The organism is Xanthomarina sp., assembly GCF_035306705.1.
Lineage (GTDB): Bacteria > Bacteroidota > Bacteroidia > Flavobacteriales > Flavobacteriaceae > Xanthomarina.
This window is the reverse complement of record NZ_DATGNO010000080.1, coordinates 74,693-94,336: the sequence shown is the minus strand read 5'-3', so window position 1 is coordinate 94,336 and position 19,644 is coordinate 74,693. Positions and strand designations below refer to the sequence as shown.

16 protein-coding genes are annotated in these 19,644 nt (G+C 34.3%); 8 read left to right on the top strand and 8 right to left on the bottom strand.

Going from position 1 to position 19,644, the window contains the following annotated elements; translation table 11 throughout:
- The coding region (locus tag VKY47_RS07275; protein ID WP_324311619.1) for an FG-GAP repeat domain-containing protein at positions 1 to 743 on the bottom strand (743 nt) is incomplete at its 3' end.
- Between the two features lie 55 nt (positions 744 to 798).
- Positions 799 to 2,196 (bottom strand): class II fumarate hydratase, encoded by a 1,398-nt coding sequence (gene fumC / locus VKY47_RS07270; RefSeq protein ID WP_324311617.1) that lies wholly within the window; start codon positions 2,194 to 2,196, stop codon positions 799 to 801.
- Between the two features lie 171 nt (positions 2,197 to 2,367).
- Between fumC and VKY47_RS07265 the strand changes: the two genes are divergently transcribed.
- A complete protein-coding gene (locus tag VKY47_RS07265) occupies positions 2,368 to 3,693 on the top strand; it encodes an APC family permease (protein ID WP_324311616.1) in 1,326 nt (441 codons plus the stop codon).
- A 67-nt stretch (positions 3,694 to 3,760) separates the two neighbouring features.
- Positions 3,761 to 3,940, top strand: a complete 180-nt coding sequence (locus tag VKY47_RS07260; RefSeq protein ID WP_324311614.1) for a hypothetical protein — start codon at positions 3,761 to 3,763, stop codon at positions 3,938 to 3,940.
- Between the two features lie 246 nt (positions 3,941 to 4,186).
- On the opposite strand, the gene VKY47_RS07255 is transcribed toward VKY47_RS07260, so the two are convergent.
- The 3 genes from VKY47_RS07255 to prfB all read right to left on the bottom strand — a co-directional run bounded on the left by VKY47_RS07255 (position 4,187) and on the right by prfB (position 8,217).
- Positions 4,187 to 6,643: a TonB-dependent receptor gene (locus tag VKY47_RS07255; protein WP_324311612.1), complete on the bottom strand. Its 2,457-nt coding sequence runs from the start codon at positions 6,641 to 6,643 to the stop codon at positions 4,187 to 4,189.
- Positions 6,644 to 6,761: 118 nt separating this feature from the next.
- The gene (gene arsC / locus VKY47_RS07250) at positions 6,762 to 7,103 is read right to left on the bottom strand and encodes an arsenate reductase (glutaredoxin) (protein ID WP_324311610.1); all 342 of its coding nucleotides are present in this window, start codon (positions 7,101 to 7,103) and stop codon (positions 6,762 to 6,764) included.
- A gap of 3 nt (positions 7,104 to 7,106) precedes the next feature.
- A protein-coding gene (gene prfB, locus VKY47_RS07245) for a peptide chain release factor 2 (protein ID WP_324311608.1) occupies positions 7,107 to 8,217 on the bottom strand; the annotation gives its coding sequence in 2 pieces (ribosomal slippage) (positions 7,107 to 8,153 and positions 8,155 to 8,217; 1,110 coding nt in all).
- Positions 8,218 to 8,454: 237 nt separating this feature from the next.
- On the opposite strand from prfB, the gene VKY47_RS07240 reads away from it, so the two are divergent.
- Positions 8,455 to 9,480, top strand: coding sequence for a threonine aldolase family protein (locus VKY47_RS07240; protein WP_324311606.1), 1,026 nt, complete (start codon positions 8,455 to 8,457; stop codon positions 9,478 to 9,480).
- Between the two features lie 84 nt (positions 9,481 to 9,564).
- Here the strand turns inward: VKY47_RS07240 and VKY47_RS07235 are convergent, their stop codons facing one another.
- The gene (locus tag VKY47_RS07235) at positions 9,565 to 9,888 is read right to left on the bottom strand and encodes a YbaB/EbfC family nucleoid-associated protein (RefSeq protein ID WP_324311605.1); all 324 of its coding nucleotides are present in this window, start codon (positions 9,886 to 9,888) and stop codon (positions 9,565 to 9,567) included.
- Between the two features lie 96 nt (positions 9,889 to 9,984).
- On the opposite strand from VKY47_RS07235, the gene VKY47_RS07230 reads away from it, so the two are divergent.
- The 3 genes from VKY47_RS07230 (at position 9,985) to VKY47_RS07220 (ending at position 14,535) form a co-directional block, all read left to right on the top strand.
- Positions 9,985 to 12,033, top strand: coding sequence for a S9 family peptidase (locus VKY47_RS07230; protein ID WP_324311626.1), 2,049 nt, complete (start codon positions 9,985 to 9,987; stop codon positions 12,031 to 12,033).
- 69 nt (positions 12,034 to 12,102) lie between these two features.
- Complete coding sequence (locus tag VKY47_RS07225) at positions 12,103 to 13,149, top strand: cysteate synthase (RefSeq protein ID WP_324311604.1); 1,047 nt, start codon at positions 12,103 to 12,105, stop codon at positions 13,147 to 13,149.
- 126 nt (positions 13,150 to 13,275) lie between these two features.
- Positions 13,276 to 14,535 carry a cysteate-C-fatty acyltransferase gene (locus VKY47_RS07220; RefSeq protein ID WP_324311601.1) on the top strand — a complete coding sequence of 420 codons (1,260 nt, stop codon included), beginning with the start codon at positions 13,276 to 13,278 and terminating at the stop codon, positions 14,533 to 14,535.
- A 56-nt stretch (positions 14,536 to 14,591) separates the two neighbouring features.
- Here VKY47_RS07220 and VKY47_RS07215 read toward each other — a convergent pair whose 3' ends face one another.
- Positions 14,592 to 15,710 (bottom strand): GTP cyclohydrolase, encoded by a 1,119-nt coding sequence (locus VKY47_RS07215; protein WP_324311600.1) that lies wholly within the window; start codon positions 15,708 to 15,710, stop codon positions 14,592 to 14,594.
- 18 nt (positions 15,711 to 15,728) lie between these two features.
- Positions 15,729 to 16,709 (bottom strand): transporter, encoded by a 981-nt coding sequence (locus VKY47_RS07210; protein WP_324311598.1) that lies wholly within the window; start codon positions 16,707 to 16,709, stop codon positions 15,729 to 15,731.
- A 187-nt stretch (positions 16,710 to 16,896) separates the two neighbouring features.
- On the opposite strand from VKY47_RS07210, the gene VKY47_RS07205 reads away from it, so the two are divergent.
- Both VKY47_RS07205 and VKY47_RS07200 read left to right on the top strand, forming a co-directional pair.
- Positions 16,897 to 17,175 carry a DUF4834 family protein gene (locus VKY47_RS07205; RefSeq protein WP_324311596.1) on the top strand — a complete coding sequence of 93 codons (279 nt, stop codon included), beginning with the start codon at positions 16,897 to 16,899 and terminating at the stop codon, positions 17,173 to 17,175.
- 29 nt (positions 17,176 to 17,204) lie between these two features.
- Positions 17,205 to 19,637 carry a YfhO family protein gene (locus VKY47_RS07200; RefSeq protein WP_324311595.1) on the top strand — a complete coding sequence of 811 codons (2,433 nt, stop codon included), beginning with the start codon at positions 17,205 to 17,207 and terminating at the stop codon, positions 19,635 to 19,637.
- The last annotated feature ends 7 nt before the right edge of the window (positions 19,638 to 19,644 follow it).

Here is a 19,644-nt window from a genome sequence, read left to right as displayed (position 1 = left end):
ACAGTATTTGTATAGGCAGCAAACGGAACATTTCCAGAACCATCAAGGCCATCCGGAATGAGTTTATTATCATATAATTTCACCTCACCACTTCCTGTATAACCAACAACTACATCTAAATCGCCATCACCATCAAAATCTGCTATGTCAAAAGAGCCAGGGCCTGCTCCAGCAGCTTCTTGTACTAAAGTACGCATGGTTCCAAAAGTACCATCACCATTTCCTAAAAAGTAAACTACAGAGTTTGATGTATACGCTGTAACAATAATATCTAAATTACCATTTGGGTCGTTGTCAATATTCGCGACTTTTACAGCGCCAGCACCAGCAATTCCAGTGGCTATTAATACAGCAGGCTGAAAGGTTTCGTCACCATTGTTTTCAAACCAAACTAAATTATCATTGTAAGAACCAGTTGCTATAATATCATGGTGGCCATCATTATTTAAATCGGCAATTGCAATACTTTCGATATAAGATAATGCGGCTGTACCTGTTGCCGTAAGAGTAATTCCTGCTGCAAAGGTGGCATCACCATTGTTTTTATACCAAGTAACTTTGCTGCCATTATATGTGCCAATAGCTATATCTAAGAAAGCATCGTTAGTTAAATGCCCAGAAGCAACAGTGTATGGTCTTGCACTAGTGCTTCCGTCAATGGTGTTTTTAGTGAAAGTAGTCTGGGCATTGATAGATGCACTCATGAAAATTAGAGTAGTAAATAAAAGTAGTATATGTTTCATATTTTAAATAATTGATTAGTTAGCGCTAATATATTGATTTCATTTTATTTAAATACTATTTTATTTTACCAACCATATCTTCTGGCTTCACCCAAGCATCGTAGTCTTCAGCAGTAACATAGCCTAAATTAATGGCTTCTTCCTTTAAAGTGGTTCCGTTTTTATGAGCTGTATTAGCTATTTCTGCAGCTTTATAATAACCAATTTTAGTATTTAAAGCCGTAACCAACATTAAGGAGTTGTTTAATAATTGTTTAATTACCTCGTGATTTGGTTCTATTCCTTCGGCACAGTGCACGTTGAAGCTTACACAGGCATCACCTAACAATTGAGCAGATTGAAGAAGGTTAGCAGCCATCATCGGTTTAAAAACATTCAGTTCGTAGTGGCCTTGAGTTCCACCAACGGTTACTGCTACATCGTTCCCCATAACTTGCGCACAAACCATGGTTAAAGCTTCGCATTGCGTAGGATTTACTTTTCCAGGCATTATAGAACTTCCAGGTTCGTTGGCAGGAATATTGATTTCGCCAATTCCGGAACGTGGTCCAGAAGCCATCATTCTAATATCGTTTGCTATTTTGTTTAATGAAACTGCTAATTGTTTTAATGCGCCATGACTTCCTACAAAAGCATCGTGGGCTGCTAAAGCTTCAAATTTATTTTCGGCTGTTATAAAAGGTAAATTGGTGAATTTTGCGATGTATTCTGCCACTAGTTCGGCATAACCGTCAGGAGTGTTTAGTCCTGTTCCAACGGCTGTTCCACCTAAAGCTATTTCAGATAAATGTGGAAGAGTGTTTTCTAAAGCTCTTAATCCGTGATCTAATTGCGACACATACCCGGAAAACTCTTGTCCTAAAGTTAGTGGTGTTGCATCCATTAAATGGGTTCTACCAATTTTTACAACATGCTTAAATTCTATGGATTTATTATGTAGCGTATTTCGTAATTGAATAACTCCAGGAATCGTGGTTTCTACAATTTTCTTATAAGCTGCAATGTGCATTCCTGTAGGGAAGGTGTCGTTGGAGGATTGAGATTTATTAACATCGTCGTTTGGCTGAATGGTTTTTTCGCCTTCACCAATAACCTTGCCCACAAGTTGATGTGCTCTATTGGCAACCACTTCATTAACATTCATGTTACTTTGGGTACCAGACCCTGTTTGCCAAATAACCAATGGAAATTGATCGTCGTGTTTCCCTTCAAGAATTTCATCACAAACTTGCGCAATTAAATCCCTTTTTTCTTCAGAAAGAACACCTAATTCACAATTGGTATACGCTGCTGCTTTTTTTAAATAAGCAAAACCGTAAATTATTTCCAAGGGCATCGACGCCGAAGCTCCAATTTTAAAGTTATTTCTTGAGCGCTCTGTTTGTGCTCCCCAAAGTTTATCTGCAGGCACTTGAACCTCGCCCATGGTATCTGTTTCTATTCTAAAAGTCATGATTCGTAAAAATATTAAATGAATTACAAAATTACGATATTATCCCTAATTTAATTAGCACTTAGCTTGTTATTTGTAAGAAAGCCTTCCTTGGTTTCTAATATAATTTCCTTCTTTTTTTGATTCAGGGTAAAAAAGCAATACTTTTATTTTAACTAATTTTTTTGTTCCATGGCGAAGTTTCCTAAAAGCAACAGTAAAATAAGTTTGTTAGAAGCTATGTCCATAGGAATAGGAGGTATGGTTGGAGGAGGAATCTTTGCTGTGCTAGGTTTGGCAGTTTCATTAGCACAAGGAGGCACACCCCTAGCTTTCTTTTTTGCTGGTATTATAGCCGGTTTAACGGCCTATAGTTATTCCAAACTTTCCTTGGCCTTTCCAGATAGAGGCGGTACCGTGAAATTTATTAATCAGGGTTTTGGAAAAACTGTTTTTAGTGGAGCCATTAATAATTTGTTATGGGTAAGCTATATTATTATGTTGTTGCTTTATGCTTCAGCTTTTGGATCTTATGCCCCTAATTTATGGAGCATATCGGGAATAAGGGCTATCGACTTTCATATATATGTAAGTGCTATTATAATTCTGGCAACTGCTGTTAATTATTACAGTGTAGAGGTAGTTAGTAAAATAGAAGCCTATGCGGTTGTAATAAAACTTATAATTTTAATGGGTTTTGTTGCTGTGGGACTTTATGGGTTGTTTGGAAATCCAAATGTAGAGCAATTGGCTATCTCTCATTGGGAAAATCCCGTACTGCTTTTAACAGGAGGGATGGTTATTTTTGTGGCTTATGAAGGTTTTGAACTCATTGCCAATGCAGCTCCTGATATTATAAATCCAGAACAAAATATTGCTAAAGCCTATAATTACTCTGTATGGTTTGTGATGTTTTTATATGTAATAATTGCCATTGTTACGGTTGGGTCCTTACCATTTCAGGAAATTGCAAAGGCGGAAGATTATGTTTTAGCAGAAGCCGCAAAACCCATGCTTGGTCATGTTGGATTTACCATAATTACCATTGCAGCATTAATTTCTACTTTTTCGGCTATTAATGCGTCGCTTTACGGTGGAAGTAGGGTGAGCTTTGAATTGGCCGAAGATGACGAATTACCCCACCACTTAACAAGTAAGTTATGGAATCATCCCATTGGATTAATGATTACTGCTGTTTTAACCTTACTTATAGCAAATGTTTTAAAGCTTGAAAGCATTTCGACGGCCGGAAGCGCTGGGTTTTTATTGATATTTGCCATAGTAAATTATGTAGCATTTAAATTAGCGAAGCAGGTAAAAGCTAAAAAAGTTGTTCCATTACTTGGGTTCTTAATGTGCTTTATTGCTTTTATTACCTTAATTATTCAACAATTCGCATCCAATAGGGTAGGTGTTATTGTCATTGGTTCGGTTATTTTTAGCTGTTTTGTTTTGGAGTTTATTTTTAAAAAACATGAAGCTCGGAGAAATCTTAACAACAATGTTAATAAATCTTAAATTAGCTATTGTTTAAAAACTCCATTTCATGTATATTTGCCTTACTATCTAAAAAAAGATTTTTATTATGTTCGATTTTGACCAGTATTTAGGATTTTTAGCATTTTTAACCATACTAACCGTTGGTTTTTGGTTAATGATATTTTTAATGACTTTTGTAATTCCTTATTGGATTGGAGGAGCTTTAATAGAACGCTTGAAAGAAATGAAAGAGGAAAAGAAAGCAAAACGCGAATTGAAGAGCTAATTAGTTTTACTTTTATAAAATATATATAATCGCCTAGGAAGAAATTTCTGGGCGATTTTTTTTGTTTCTATATTCAATTTTGATTTTTATATTTAATTGAATTATAAATAAATTGCAAGCTCATATTCTGTAAAAAAAAACTAATCCTTTTGAAAAAACCAAACCTTTATTGATGATTTAAAAACAAAAAGGCCATCTGTAAACAGATAGCCTTTTTATTGTTATGTTAAATGGAATTTAGATTCCTTATCCAGGAAACTCCATATCATCGCCACCACCGGTGCCGTTTCTTTGCTGACGTTTCTTTTGTTGGTTGAATCTATATGTAAAAGATAAATTGATGCTTCGTTGGCTCCATTGAAACTCTGAAGAACTATAATAAGTAGGCGTGCTAGTTTCCATAGCACGTTTTCTAGTATTAAATAAATCGTTTACGTTTAGTGCAATAGATGCATTGTCGTTTAAGATGTCTTTGCTGAATGCCATGTTCGCAGAAAAGTTGCCTTCTCTTTTGTTTTGTGCATCTTCAGATGGACCTCTATAATTTAAACTTGTTTGCCATTCAATGCTTAATGGTAAAGTGTATTTGTTGTTTAATCTGGCAAACCAACTGGTACTCTTACTATCTAAGGATAATCCATTTGGATCTGTTCCAGTTAACGATTGCTGGTAGATATTAAAGTTGGTGTTGATGTTCCATTTACGCATTGGACTATAGATAAACGTAAATTCAAATCCATATCTATCCTCTTCCGCTAAGTTAATTGGTGTGCGTTCAATAATAGAAAGTTCTTGGCCATTTACAATTACTGTTTGACCCGTATCATAACTTACAAAACTAAACACATCGGTAGCATGTTGGTAATAAGCTGAGGTATTTACCGAAATTTTTCCAAACTTTTTATAATAACCTAAATCAAATAACCCTGAATAACTTGGAGCTAAATCTGGATTTCCTCTAAAAATATTGGTGACACTAGAACGAGATGGAAATGGATTAATAAAGAAGGACCATGGACGTCTAATTCTTCGGCTATAACCCAATGTTACATTTTCCTTTTCGCTTAACTCATAACTAAAATTCACTGTTGGGAATAAACCTGTATAATCTTTTTTACTAAAATCGTTACTTGTAACTTGATCAATGGTTACTTGTGTGTTTTCTAAACGTAAACCTAATAAGTAAGAAAACTTATTCCCAACCTTACTTCCAAATTGAGTGTAGGCTGCGTTTACATATTCGCGATAGTTCATAAAGTTGGACAGGTTGGTGTTATTTATGAAATCGTTAGAGGTAGCATCAAAAATTTCTACTAAATAATCGGTATCCTGATCTTTAAAGTTACCTCGATATCCTAATTCAAACTGACTTTTTTCACCTAAAGGAAGTACATAATCCGCTTGTAATAAAATACGGCTTTGATCTCTTAATGTGTTTACTCTTTCAGAATTTACACCTTCCACCAATACGTTAGAGAATTCGTCTTCTGAGGTGTCTTCATATTGGAAGTCCATGGTTAATTTATGTCCACTCTCGTCAAAATCTTTTGAAAAATTCAATGAATATTGTAGTACATCGCTTTTTTCTTTTAAGGGATCAAACCTATTTGATTGTGAAATAAATTGACCGAAATCATCAAATAGAGATAAGGTATTTGTGGTATTGTTTTCGTTTTCCCCATTTCTATAAGAAATAGATCCTGTTAAGGAAGCGGATTCTGTTACATACCATTCTACCCCAAAATTGGTGCTTATACCTTTTCTTATTCTATCGTAATCGTTGGTTTCTACGGCTAGAGTATCTGGGTTGTCATATAATAAAATTCCATTTTCATCGTATCTTTTATTATAATAACGTGTATTGGATGAAGATTTTCCTGGCACTTTTCTATAATCATAACTGGTCGTGTTAAAGATGTTAACATCTCCTGTTCTATAGTTTATATTTCCTGAAATACCTGCAGAAGTAGGGTCTCCAGCACTAACAGTTACTGCACCATTAAATCCTTGCAATTTACTTCTACGTAAAATAATATTTAAAATTCCGGCAGTTCCTTCAGCTTCATATCTAGCAGAAGGAGATGTAATAACTTCCACGCGCTCGATAGATTCCGCTGGCAACTGGCGTAAAGCATCGGTCGAGTTTAAACCAACTAAACCCGAAGGTTTTCCGTTAATAAGAATTTTCACGTTTTCATTACCTCTTAAAGCAACATTTCCTTCCACATCTACAGAAACCGAAGGAATATTATCTAAAACATCACTTACAGTTCCCCCGCGAACAGTAAGGTCCTGACCAACGTTGTATATTTTTTTATCTAATTTTATTTGAACGGTCGTTCTTTCGGCAATAATTTGTATTTCATCTAAAGCTTCAGTATCTGCTTCTAAACGAATAATCCCAATGTTTTGAGATTTTGAAAGGGTTTGATTTGGAATAATTTGTTTTTTAAACGAAATAAACTCAATCGAAATATCGTAAGTTCCTGGAGCCACTGGAATGCTGAATTCTCCTTTTTCACTAGTAATTCCACCAGTTATTATTCTATTCTCGGCTTTGCTAAAAAAAGCAACCGTAGCATATTCTAACGGTTGGCCGGTATTTTGTTCAAGAACCTTTCCCGTAATGGTTACATCTTTTTGTGCTTGAGCCGTAAAAATAGATATAATAATAAAGAAAGAAACTAATAAAAATTTATTCATGATTGTATTTTTGCTATATAAGACTGCAAAAATAGAATTTGGTTTAGTGGCGTTTGGTTAAATGTTTGTTAAATAAAAAAGCTTTGAAACTAATGGGTTTCAAAGCTTTTTTGCCATTTTAAAGAATCTCGGAAATTATTTCTGTAGGTCTTCCAATAACCGCTTTTTTTCCATTGCTTACTATAGGTCTTTCTATAAGTTTCGGGAATTTAATCATGGCTTCTATAAGTTGTGCTTCGGATAAATTTTTGTCCTTAAAGTTTTCTTTCCAATCAGCTTCATTTTTTCTAATTAAATCTTCAGCTTTCATATTTAAAAGTTTTAATAGGTCTTTGAGTTCTTCTTTTGAAGGGACATTTTTTAAATAATGAATAACTTCAAACTCCTTTCCAGAATTTTCTACAAGCTCTAAACCAGCTCTAGATTTGCTGCATCGCGGATTGTGATATATTTTGATCATAATTTACAAGGTTTCGTTTTCTTCAGATTTTTGGCCCATCATCATTAAATAAGCTTTTAAAAATGGTTCTATATGTCCATCCATAACATCATCTACATTCCCGGTTTCATGCCCAGAACGTACATCTTTAACCAATTTATAGGGATGCATCACATAATTTCTAATTTGACTTCCCCATTCGATTTTCATTTTATCGGCTTCAATATTTTCTCTTTGGGCCAATTGTTTGTTTAGTTCAATTTCGTATAACTGCGATCTTAGCATCTGCATGGCTCTAGACCTGTTATCGTGTTGTGAACGTGTTTCGGAACAAGAAATTTGTATTCCAGTTGGTTTATGGAATAGTTGAACTTTTGTTTCTACTTTATTCACGTTTTGTCCGCCAGCTCCACTAGAACGGGCTGTTGTTATTTCAATATCTGCCGGATTGATGTCAATTTCAATGGTGTCATCAACTAAAGGATACACATACACAGAAGCAAAACTGGTATGGCGTTTGGCATTGCTATCAAAAGGAGAGATTCGAACCAATCTATGGACGCCATTTTCACCTTTAAGCCAACCAAAGGCATAATCGCCTTCAATTTCTAAGGTTACTGTTTTTATTCCTGCAACATCTCCTTCTTGATGGTTGAGTTCTTTTACCTTAAAACCACTGTGTTCGGCATACATTAAATACATGCGCATAAGCATGCTTGCCCAATCGCAACTTTCTGTGCCACCAGCTCCAGCGGTAATTTGAAGTACGGCACTTAAACTATCACCTTCTTCGGAAAGCATGTTTTTAAATTCTAAATCTTCAATAAGATTTGTAACTTTTTCTGTACTGCTTTCTATTTCCTCGAGCGTAGATTCGCCTTCTTTATAGTATTCGTAAGTAATTTCAAGTTCTTCGATGAGCAATTTTGCCTTTTGGTAATCTTCAACCCATTTTTTTTTGTTTCTAAGCGATTTCATTACGAGCTCGGCAGCTGTAGAGTCGTTCCAGAACGTTGGAGAAAAGGTTTGTTCTTCCTCGTTTTGAATTTCAATTAGTTTGGCATCTATGTCAAAGATATTGTCTAAGCGCACTTAGACGTTTATTAAGATCTTTTATTTGATCTGAAGTAATCATACTTTATTTTTGTTTTCACAAAAGTAAAATTAATAATTGGCTGATAAAATATAACTTGATTTAATTTTATAGTTTTATGCTTTGAAAAAAACAAATACGAAATTTTAAAGTGTCGCCAATTCACAAATAATAAAATTAAAGTTTGAAATTCTAAATTATAAAGTTTTTTAGATGAATTTCAAATCTATTATTTGTGTGTTTGTGGCCTAATTATCCTATAGATTTATAATTTTGCCCATGATAATAGATTTAAGAAGTGATACGGTTACCAAGCCAACAAAAGGTATGTTGGATGCAATGATGCAATCAGAAGTTGGTGACGATGTATACAAGGAAGATCCAACAGTGAATGCTTTGGAAAAACGACTTGCCAACATGTTTGGAAAACCAAAAGCCTTATTTTTTCCAACTGGAACCATGGCGAATCAAACCGCTATAAAACTGCACACCCATCCTGGAGATCAGGTTATTTGCGATAAAGATGCCCATATTTATAATTACGAAGGTGGTGGAGCCTCTTTCAATAGTGGTGTTTCGTGTAAATTAATTCAAGGAAATCGTGGCATGTTTACTGCAGAACAGGTGGTTGAAGCTATTAATCCTCCAGATTTTTATCACAGTCCGTTAACGGCTTTGGTAGAAGTAGAAAATACGGCGAATAGAGGCGGAGGATCTTGTTGGGATTTTGAAGAGCTTAAAAAAATAAGAACGGTTTGTACTACCCATAATTTGGGTTTCCATTTAGATGGTGCACGAATTTGGAATGCCTTGGTGGCAAAGAAAGAAACAGCTAAAGATTATGGTCAATTATTCGACACCATGTCCGTGTGTTTAAGTAAAGGTTTAGGTTGCCCAATAGGTTCTGTGTTGATTGGAGATGAAAAAATCATGCAAAATGCCATCAGAATCCGAAAAATTCTAGGAGGAGGTATGAGACAAGTTGGATATTTAGCTGCAGCTGGTTTGTACGCATTGGACCATCATTTAGAACGTTTGGCTGAAGACCATAAAAGAGCGAAGGAAATTGGTCAGGTTTTAAGTCGATTATCTTTTATTAAAAAAGTAGAACCTGTTGAAACCAACATCATTATTTTTGAATTAGAACGTAAAACAGACGAATCGAAATTTTTAGAAACCCTTACCAATCATAACATTCGATTAAGTGGCATGGGACAAGGGAAATTACGAATCGTTACACATTTGGATTATACCGATGATATGCATGCGTATTTTTTGACTATTTTAAAGGATATGGCATTATAGGAATTATGAAAGAATAAAATAGCATCCAATACTGCCCATTAAATATTGAATTTCAAACCTCAAATCTCAAACCTAATGCCTGTTTTATTTAAACATATCCATTCCTGGAATGTTAGGCATGCTATCTTTTGCAACAGCAGCTAATTCGGCGTCGTTTACTTTGGTTGCTTTTTCGATGGCTTTATTAAGGGTTAAAATTAGATAATCTTCTAATTCTTCCTTGTCTTGTAGCAGACTATCATCTATGCTTATAGATTTAATTTTTCTGTTGGCAGTCAATGTGATTTTTATTTTTTCGTCGCTGCTTTTTTCATCAATTAACACTGTGTCCAAGCGTTTTTTAGTTTCTTCAACTTTTTTTTGGGTTTCCTTAAGTTTTCCCATCATGCCCATTAGATCTCCAAACATAATTTATAATTTATTAATTTGAATGCAAAGCTATTTAATTTTCATATTTTTGATGTCATTAATTCAGTAAAAATTTTTTCACTTTTGAATAACAACATGCTTCCACCAAAGGCCAAGAAAATCCCCAAAAAACTTATAGCACATAATGATGTTCGAATCGATAATTATTATTGGTTAAACCATAGAGAGGACCAAGAGGTTTTAGACTATTTGGAAGCCGAGAACAGCTATACAAAGGGCATGATGAAACATACTGAAAAGCTTCAAGAGCAGCTGTTTGAGGAAATGAAGTCAAGAATTAAAGAAGACGACCAATCGGTTCCTTATAAACTAAATGGTTATTGGTATATCACCAAATTTGAAAAAGGAAAGGATTATCCTATTTATTCTAGAAAAAAAGGTACTCTAGATGCTCCAGAAGAATTGCTGTTTGACTGTAACGAGATGGCAAAAAGTTACGCTTATTTCAGTTTAGGAAGTATTTCCATAAGTCAAGATAATACCTTAGCTGCTTTTTCTACAGATACCATTAGTAGGAGACAGTATAAAATTCAAATTAAAAACCTGGTAACTGGTGAGATTTATCCTGAAAAGATTTTAAATACCACAGGAAGTGTTACTTGGGCAAACGATAATGCCACTCTTTTTTATACGCGTAAGGATAAAGTTACTTTGCGATCGTATAAGGTTTTTAGACATAAATTGCATACAAAGGTCAAGGAAGATATAGAAGTATATCATGAAACCGACGAAACTTTTAACACTTTTGTCTATAAAACTAAATCCAGAAAATACATTGTAATAGGATCCTCAAGTACGTTAACTTCGGAATACCGAATTTTAAATTCAGATACTCCTAACGGTGATTTCAAGATTTTTAGTGAAAGAGAAAGAAACTTAGAGTATTCTATCGAGCATTATGAAGACCATTTTTATGTATTAACCAATAAAGACGATGCTTTAAATTTTAAACTTCAAAAAACAAAGGAAACAGAAACCGACAACAAATTTTGGCAAGATGTATTGCCCCATAGAAAAGATGTTTTGTTGGAAGACATTGAGATTTTTAAGGAGTATTTGGTGGTTAACGAAAGAGAACAAGGTTTAAATAAACTTCGAATTATAAGTTGGAATGGCCAAGAGGATTATTACATTCCTTTTGAAAGTGAAACCTATACGGCCTATATAGGGAATAATCCAGATTTTGATAGCGATTTTTTACGTTACACCTTTAATTCATTAACAACTCCGAGTTCGGTTATAGATTATAATTTTAAAACGAAAGTTCATGAACTTAAGAAGGAGCAAGAAGTTTTAGATGAGAATTTTAAGAAAGAAAATTATGCTTCCGAACGTATTTGGGTAACGGTACGAGATGGAGAAAAAGTGCCAGTTTCTTTAGTGTATAGAAAAGACTTAAAAAAAGAAACCGGTAATCCCTTGGTGCTTTATGCTTACGGTTCCTATGGCTCTACTATAGATCCGTATTTTTCGACGGTAAGATTAAGTTTGTTAGATCGAGGTTTTGTGTATGCTATAGCACATATTAGAGGCGGAGAATATCTTGGTCGTGATTGGTACGATAACGGCAAGCTCTTGTCTAAAATGAATACGTTTTACGATTATATAGATTGTACCAAGCATTTAATTGCCAACAATTATACGTCAAACAAACATTTATATGCCTATGGAGGTTCGGCTGGAGGACTTTTAATGGGGGTTATTATCAATCTTAATCCCGAATTGTATCATGGCATTTTAGCTATTGTGCCTTTTGTAGATGTGTTAACAACCATGTTGGACGATACCATTCCGTTAACTACTGGAGAGTATGATGAATGGGGAAATCCAAATGAGGAGGCATATTACAATTACATAAAATCCTATTCGCCCTACGATAATATTAAACAGCAGGATTACCCCAATATGCTGGTAACTACAGGTTTGCATGATTCGCAGGTACAATATTGGGAACCGGCAAAATGGGTTGCTAGACTAAGAGAGCTTAAAACAGATACAAATAAATTACTGCTTTATACCGACATGGAAACGGGTCATGGTGGCGCTTCTGGACGTTTTGAAAGCTTAAAAGAAGTGGCTTTGGAATATGCTTTTATACTGGATTTGGAAGGAATCCCTTGTTAGTAAAAAAAATTATGTATTTTTGCAAGGTTTTAGGTCGCTTAATTTTTAAGTTACCGTAAAATATCATGTATGGAAAAAAATAAACAAGTATTTAATAATGTTTTAGAATTAGTTGGGAATACGCCACTAATTAAACTGAATAAAATAACTTCTTCATTAAAAGGAAACTACTTTGCTAAAGTAGAGGCTTTTAATCCAGGACATTCTTCTAAAGACCGAATTGCACTCTATATAATAGAGGAAGCGGAAAGAAAAGGCATTTTAAAACCCGGTAACACAATTGTTGAAACAACTTCTGGTAATACAGGCTTTAGTATCGCTATGGTTAGTATTATTAAAGGTTACAAATGTATTCTGGCCGTAAGTTCTAAGTCATCTGCCGATAAAATAGACATGTTAAAATCTATGGGCGCGCAAGTTTATGTTTGTCCAGCACACGTTAAAGCGGACGATCCGAGATCTTATTATGAAGTTGCTAAACGTTTGCACGAAGAAACTGAAGGTTCTGTTTACATCAATCAATATTTTAGCCAATTGAATATCGATGCACATTATTATTCAACTGGACCAGAGATTTGGAATCAAACGCAAGGGAAAATTACACATTTGGTAGCTTGTAGTGGAACTGGAGGAACTATTTCTGGAATTGGAAAATATTTGAAAGAACAAAATCCAAATATTAAAATTATTGGTGTGGATGCTTACGGTTCTGTGATTAAAAAATATCATGAAACTAAGGAGTTTGATGAAAAGGAAATATATCCATATAGAATTGAAGGTTTAGGGAAAAACTTAATTCCAACAGCCACTGATTTCGATGTTATAGATGAGTTTATAAAAGTTACGGATGAAGAAAGTGCTCATACGGCGAGAGAAATAGCCAGAACAGAAGGTTTATTTGTTGGTTACACATCGGGAGCTGCAATGCAAGCCATAAAACAACTTAATGAAGAAGGCTGTTTCAACGAAAACTCCAACGTTGTTGTTGTGTTTCCAGATCACGGATCTAGATACATGAGTAAAATTTATAGCGATACATGGATGAACGAACAAGGCTTTTTTGACAATCTTCACGAACCCGAGGAGGCCACAGAAAATATTCAATATATTAAATAACTAAAATTATAAAACATGTTACTAAATTTAGTAACATGTTTTTGTTAACAATAGGGTGAAAAAAGATTATGTATTCAACATTTAAATCTTTAATTTTGCACTATAAAATCATGATTAATAGCTTATATGAAAGACTTATTCGATAAAATTTACAGAGACAAAGGACCATTAGGAAAATGGGCCTCTCAAGCTGAAGGTTATTTTGTGTTTCCTAAGTTGGAGGGTCAAATCTCAAACAGAATGAAGTTTCAAGGAAAAGATGTAATTACTTGGAGCATCAACGATTATTTAGGTTTAGCAAATCATCCTGAGGTTAGGAAAACGGATGCAGAAGCAGGAATTGCTTATGGATCTGCTTATCCTATGGGTGCTAGAATGATGTCTGGACATACCGAATTGCACGAAAAGCTACAAGTGGAATTAGCAGAATTTGTAGATAAGGAAGCTGCCTATTTGTTGAATTTTGGATATCAAGGAATGGTTTCTACCATTGATGCTTTGGTAGCAAAGGATGATATTATTGTGTATGATGTAGATGCTCACGCATGTATTATTGATGGTGTGCGTTTACATATGGGAAAACGATTTACCTATAAGCATAACGATATTGAAAGCTTAGAAAAAAATCTAGAGAGAGCTACAAAAATGGCTGAGCAAACTGGAGGAGGGATTTTAGTGATTTCTGAAGGTGTGTTTGGAATGCGTGGAGAACAAGGCCGATTAAAAGAAATTGTTGAACTTAAAAAGAAATTCAACTTTAGATTTTTAGTAGATGATGCGCATGGGTTTGGAACTTTAGGTAAAAACGGAGCAGGAGCAGGAGTAGAACAAGGTGTTCAAGATGGTATTGATGTGTATTTTGCAACTTTTGCTAAATCTTTAGCAAGTACAGGTGCATTTATTGCAGCCGATCAAGAAATAATCGACTACTTAAAATACAACTTACGTTCGCAAATGTTTGCAAAATCTCTGCAAATGCAATTGGTTGTGGGAGCTTTAAAGCGTTTGGATATGCTTAGAACTATGCCGGAATTAAAAAATAAACTTTGGGAAAACACCAATGCTTTACAATCTGGATTAAAAGAAAGAGGCTTTGATATTGGTACGACACAAAGTTGTGTAACACCAGTTTATTTAGAAGGAAGCATTCCTGAAGCTATGGCTTTAGTAAGAGATTTAAGAGAAAATCATGGTATTTTCTGTTCTATCGTTGTGTATCCAGTAATTCCTAAGGGATTAATCTTATTACGTTTAATTCCTACGGCAACACATACTTTAGAAGATGTTACCGAAACCCTTGATGCTTTCGATGTTATTAGAGAAAGATTATTAAACGGTACTTATAAAAGATTATCAGCTTCTGTAGCAGCATCTATGAATGAATAAAAAACTTATTTATAATTATAAAAAAATCCGATAGTTTTAGCTATCGGATTTTTTTATTATAATTCTTTCCTAAATGTTTTTCGACGTTTAATAATCTCAGTATCAAAATCTTTCCAAATTTGTTGAGAAGCTAAATTATCTGCCAATTCAGGTAAGCGAATACAAGTTTCTATGTTCTGCTTTTTTAATGTTTCGTAGAATTCTTTAAAAATAATAGCAGTAACTCCTTTATTATGATAGTTTGGTTCCACGCCAATTAAATAGAACAAAACAGTTTTACTATGTTTTTTTGCTTTCAGTAATTTTAAAAATCCAAAAGGGAATAATTTTCCATTCGCTTCTTGAAGAGCATGTGAAAAAGAAGGTAGGACAATAGCAAATGCCACCATGTTATCGTTTTCATCAAAAACAAACTTGATGTATTCTGGATTGATAAAATTGATGAATTTTTGTTTAAAATATTCTCTTTGCTCATCGGACACAGGAACAAAAGTAGATAGCTTGGCATACGATTTATTGAATAAATCGAACATGCTATCGATATGTGGAATGACCTCTTTTGTTTTAGTGAATTTACTAGGTCTTAATTTAAAACGCTTCGTTATAATTTCGTTTACCCGAGTAAAACGTTCTACGGGTATGGTATTAAAGGGGAATTTACTTTCTATATATTCTTTTTCAGGTAAATAGCCCAATTCTTCAAAATGCGTTATGTAATACGGATGATTATACCAAGTAGCCATAGTTCCAATATGGTCGAAACCAAAGGTTAACGCGCCATTTTTATCTAAATTAGAAAAGCCTACTGGCCCTTCAATAAACTCTAAGTTATTCAATTTTCCTATGTTTGCTACCTTGTCCAACAAAGCTTTAGAAACAGAAATATCATCTATCATATCAAGCCAACCAAAACGCATTTTCTTTACGTTTTGTGTTTTAATTTCTGTCCAATTTAAAATGGCAGCGACTCTTCCTACAATTTTATTGTCTTTATAGGCTAAAAAGAAATACGCATCAGCATGTAAAAAAGCTGGATTTTTATCTGAACTTAAAGTGGCAACTTCATCTGAAATAATAGGTGGTACCCAATATTTTGAGTTTTTATATAATTGAAAAGGAAAAGTTACAAATGCTTTTAATTCCTTTTTATTTTTAACTTCTTTAAGTGTAATCATAAGTTTAAAAATATCAATTTAAATATCAAAATCTATATCTTCCTTTTTTCTCTTGTTTTTCTCTTCGCCTCGTGCTTTGTTTTCCCTTCTTTCAAGTTCATCTTTGGCCGAGGTACCATCTTTTACCTCTTTGTCTTCATGAAAATCCAATCGGTAGGAGGCTCCTATGGCAACACCGAAAACCGAAGGCGTATCTTTGGTGTTAAATGTAGCAGCCGCATCTACTTGGAGGTTTCTGGTCCATAAATAAGCCCCTCCAAAACGAATTAAGTTATCTGCATAAAAATCGCTGCTAATATTTTCAGATTCAACAAAAACAGCCCATTGGTCTGCAATCGATTTTGTAAGGGTTAAAATAAAAGAAAAATCAGATTGATCTGTTCCAATTCTATCTTTTGCAAAGTTCATTACAAACACCCATCCTCCAGAAAAGTTATTTTGAGTAGAAATCATAATTTTCGGACTAAATCCTTCAACACCTGCAGCTGTAAATGGATTGTCCTTGGTGTCGAAATTTGCGCCCGCGTAAACCGCAACAGCAGGAATTAAATATTTCCATTTAAAGGCACGGTTGGCTTTCCAGCTATATAAATTAGGTTTTTCCTCTTCAGCATTTCTAAACGGATCGTAAACCAGATACTTAGCTCCAAGAGTTAAAGTTTTAAAATTGCTAAAACTATCTTCGTTTGGTAGGGTGTTGGTGTAAGATCTTTTTGTGGATTGATAGGTGCCTTCCAAATTTAATTCTAGTGCAGGCCATAAAAGTCCGTATCTCAAGGCAAAATTAGCACCGAAACTTTTATCTTCTCTATTTAGGAGTTGGTGTTTTTCCTTCGACATATAAGGTCCAGCCTCAAACTGAATTACGTTAGTTCCAACCGAGAAAGCACTTTGTGAGACTCCAGGTCTGTTGGAGTTAATAACTTCGGTGTATTGCGAATATCCATTTATGGTAAAGCCAAAAGCGAAAAGGAATACATAGGTTTTTAAATATTTCATATGTAAAAGATATTTTAATGGAGCTTGTTTTTTATAACAACTTATCTTCTAGGTTTTTATAAAAATATATACAGCATGTACTTCATGCCGTCTAGATAGATTCAAATATATAGATTTTATAATTTTTTTAAGTATTTATTTCAGTTTTTAAATAAGTAGATTTGTATTTTTGTTTAAAATTATATCTATGCTACAGTATGCATCTATAACGGGCGTTTTAAGGGTTATTTTAATTATTCTATTAATTTATTATGGAATAAAAATACTTACCAGATTGTTTGCGCCTTTATTAATGAAATATGTTGCTAAAAAAGCTGCAGAACGTTTTGGTGGTCAGTTTGGGCAACACCAACCACCTAAACAAGAAAAAAATAATGAAGGTGAAGTTACCATAGATAAAGCACCTGAAAGAATGAGTTCAAATAAAAATGTAGGAGAATATGTAGATTACGAAGAAATTGATTAATTTTCGCTTTCACAGTATAACATATTTTCATGCCTGTTTCATTTAAAAAATTCCTTCCTCACATCCTTGTCTTAGTAGGATTTGTGATTATTTCTTTAGCTTATTTTAGTCCTGTACTTCAAGGGAAATCCATTTACCAAAGTGACATTGTGCATTATATTGGCATGTCCAAGCAACAAAAAGATTTTAAAGAAGCTACTGGAGAAGAAACTTATTGGACAAATAGTGCTTTTGGTGGTATGCCCACTTATCAATTAGGAGCACATTACCCAAATAATTTTATTAAAAAACTAGATTTAACGCTTCGGTTTTTACCTAGACCAGCCGATTATCTGTTCTTATATTTTCTAGGATTTTACATACTTTTGTTAGTTTTAAAAGTCGATTTCAAACTCGCAGCCCTTGGGGCACTTGCTTTTGGATTTTCAACATATCTCATAATTATACTTGGCGTTGGACATAATAGCAAGGCGCATGCCATTGCATATATGCCCTTAGTTTTAAGTGGTATTGTCCTCACTTTTAGAAAACGTTATATTTTTGGGTTTTTACTAACTTCCTTAGCTTTAGCTTTGGAGCTGGTTGCCAATCATCCACAAATGACTTATTATTTAATGTTTTTGGTGGTGATATTAGGAGTAGCCTATTTGATTGATGCGTATAGAAAACAAGAACTCCCTCATTTCTTCAAAGCTGTGGGAATTTTATTGCTTGCTGTGGTTTTAGCTGTAGGAATGAATGCTACCGGTTTGATGGCTACCCAAGAATACGCCAAGGAAAGCACTCGTGGACAAAGTGAATTGACCATCAATCCAGATGGTTCACCAAAAGAAATTACAACCGGTCTTGATAGAGATTATATTACCGAATACAGTTATGGTATTCTGGAGACTTTTAATCTATATATCCCGAGATTTTTAGGTGGTGGAAGCCACGAGGATGTTGGTAAGGATTCAGAATCGTACCAATTCTTTTTAAAACAAGGTGTTCCTCCATTGGATGCCAGAGAGTATGCCAAACAAACCCCTACTTATTGGGGCAAACAAACCATTGTGGAAGCCCCTGCATATATTGGAGCTGTCGTAATATTCTTGTTTGTTTTTGCGCTGTTTTTAGTTAAAGGTCGTTTAAAATGGTGGCTTGTTGGTGGTAGTTTACTATCGCTTATTTTGTCGTATGGAGACAGTCAGCCATTTAAGTTTATAACCGACTTTTTTATAGATTATGTGCCGCTGTACAACAAGTTTAGAGCCGTAAGTTCTACTCAAGTTATTTTGGAATTATGTATTCCGGTTTTAGCAATTTTTGGACTTGTCAAGCTTTTCAATAATTTTAATAAAGAGGAAGAAAAACTAAAAGCTCTAAAATTTGCAGTGATGATAACTGCTGGATTAGCTGTTGTTTTTCTATTGTTTAAATCGTCCCTGTTTAATTTTGTAGGTGGAAGCGATGGTTTTTATCGTCAGAATTACGGACAGCAATTTATGGACGCCCTGATTGCAGACAGAAAAGCATTTTTTACCCAAGACACCTTAAGAACATTGGTGTTAGTATTATTATCTGCCGGGACCATTTATTTGTTTCTGAAAAAGAAAATTTCTGAAACAAAAGTGATTATGGCATTTGCTATTTTAATTCTTATCGATTTGGTTGGAGTAGATAGACGCTATGTAAACAACGATTCTTTTGTGCCTTCTATAAGAATGAACAAACCATATCAAGCTACAGAAGTTGATAAAGCTATTATGCAGGACCCAGGGCATTTTAGAGTGTTTGATTTGGTTTCTAGAGCGCCTGCCAAAGCATCGTACTTTTATAATTCTTTAACAGGATATCATGCTGCCAAATTAAAACGTTATGATGAGCTGTATGATTTTTACATCTCCAAAAACAACATCAACGTGTTAAACATGTTGAATACCAAATATATCATTGCTGAAGATGAAGAAGGAAATCCATTTCCTTATACCAATCCCGATGCCAATGGAAATGCTTGGTTTGTTGAAAACATCAAGTTTGTTAATTCGGCAAATGAGGAAATGTTAGCGCTCGATAGTTTGGATACCAAGCGAGTGGCTGTTATGATAACTGATAATGAGTATGCTTCTTTTTTAAAGGATGATATGATGATCGACACGACAGCAACGATTGCTGTTGAAACATACCAACCTAGTTATATAAAATATAAGTCGAACAGCGCTGTTGATGGATTTGTAGTATTTTCAGAAATTTATTATAAAGATGGATGGAATGCTTATATAGATGGCCAGTTAACGCCACATTCGCGAGTAAATTATCTGTTGCGGGGTATGAATGTGCCTGCAGGTAAACACGACATAGAATTTAAATTTGAACCACAAGTTATTAAAACTGGAGGTAACATTGCTTTGGCAAGTTCCATAGTATTTGTTTTACTGCTTCTTGGTGGACTTTTCTATAATTTTAAGAAAGACAAAGACTAGGCTTTTA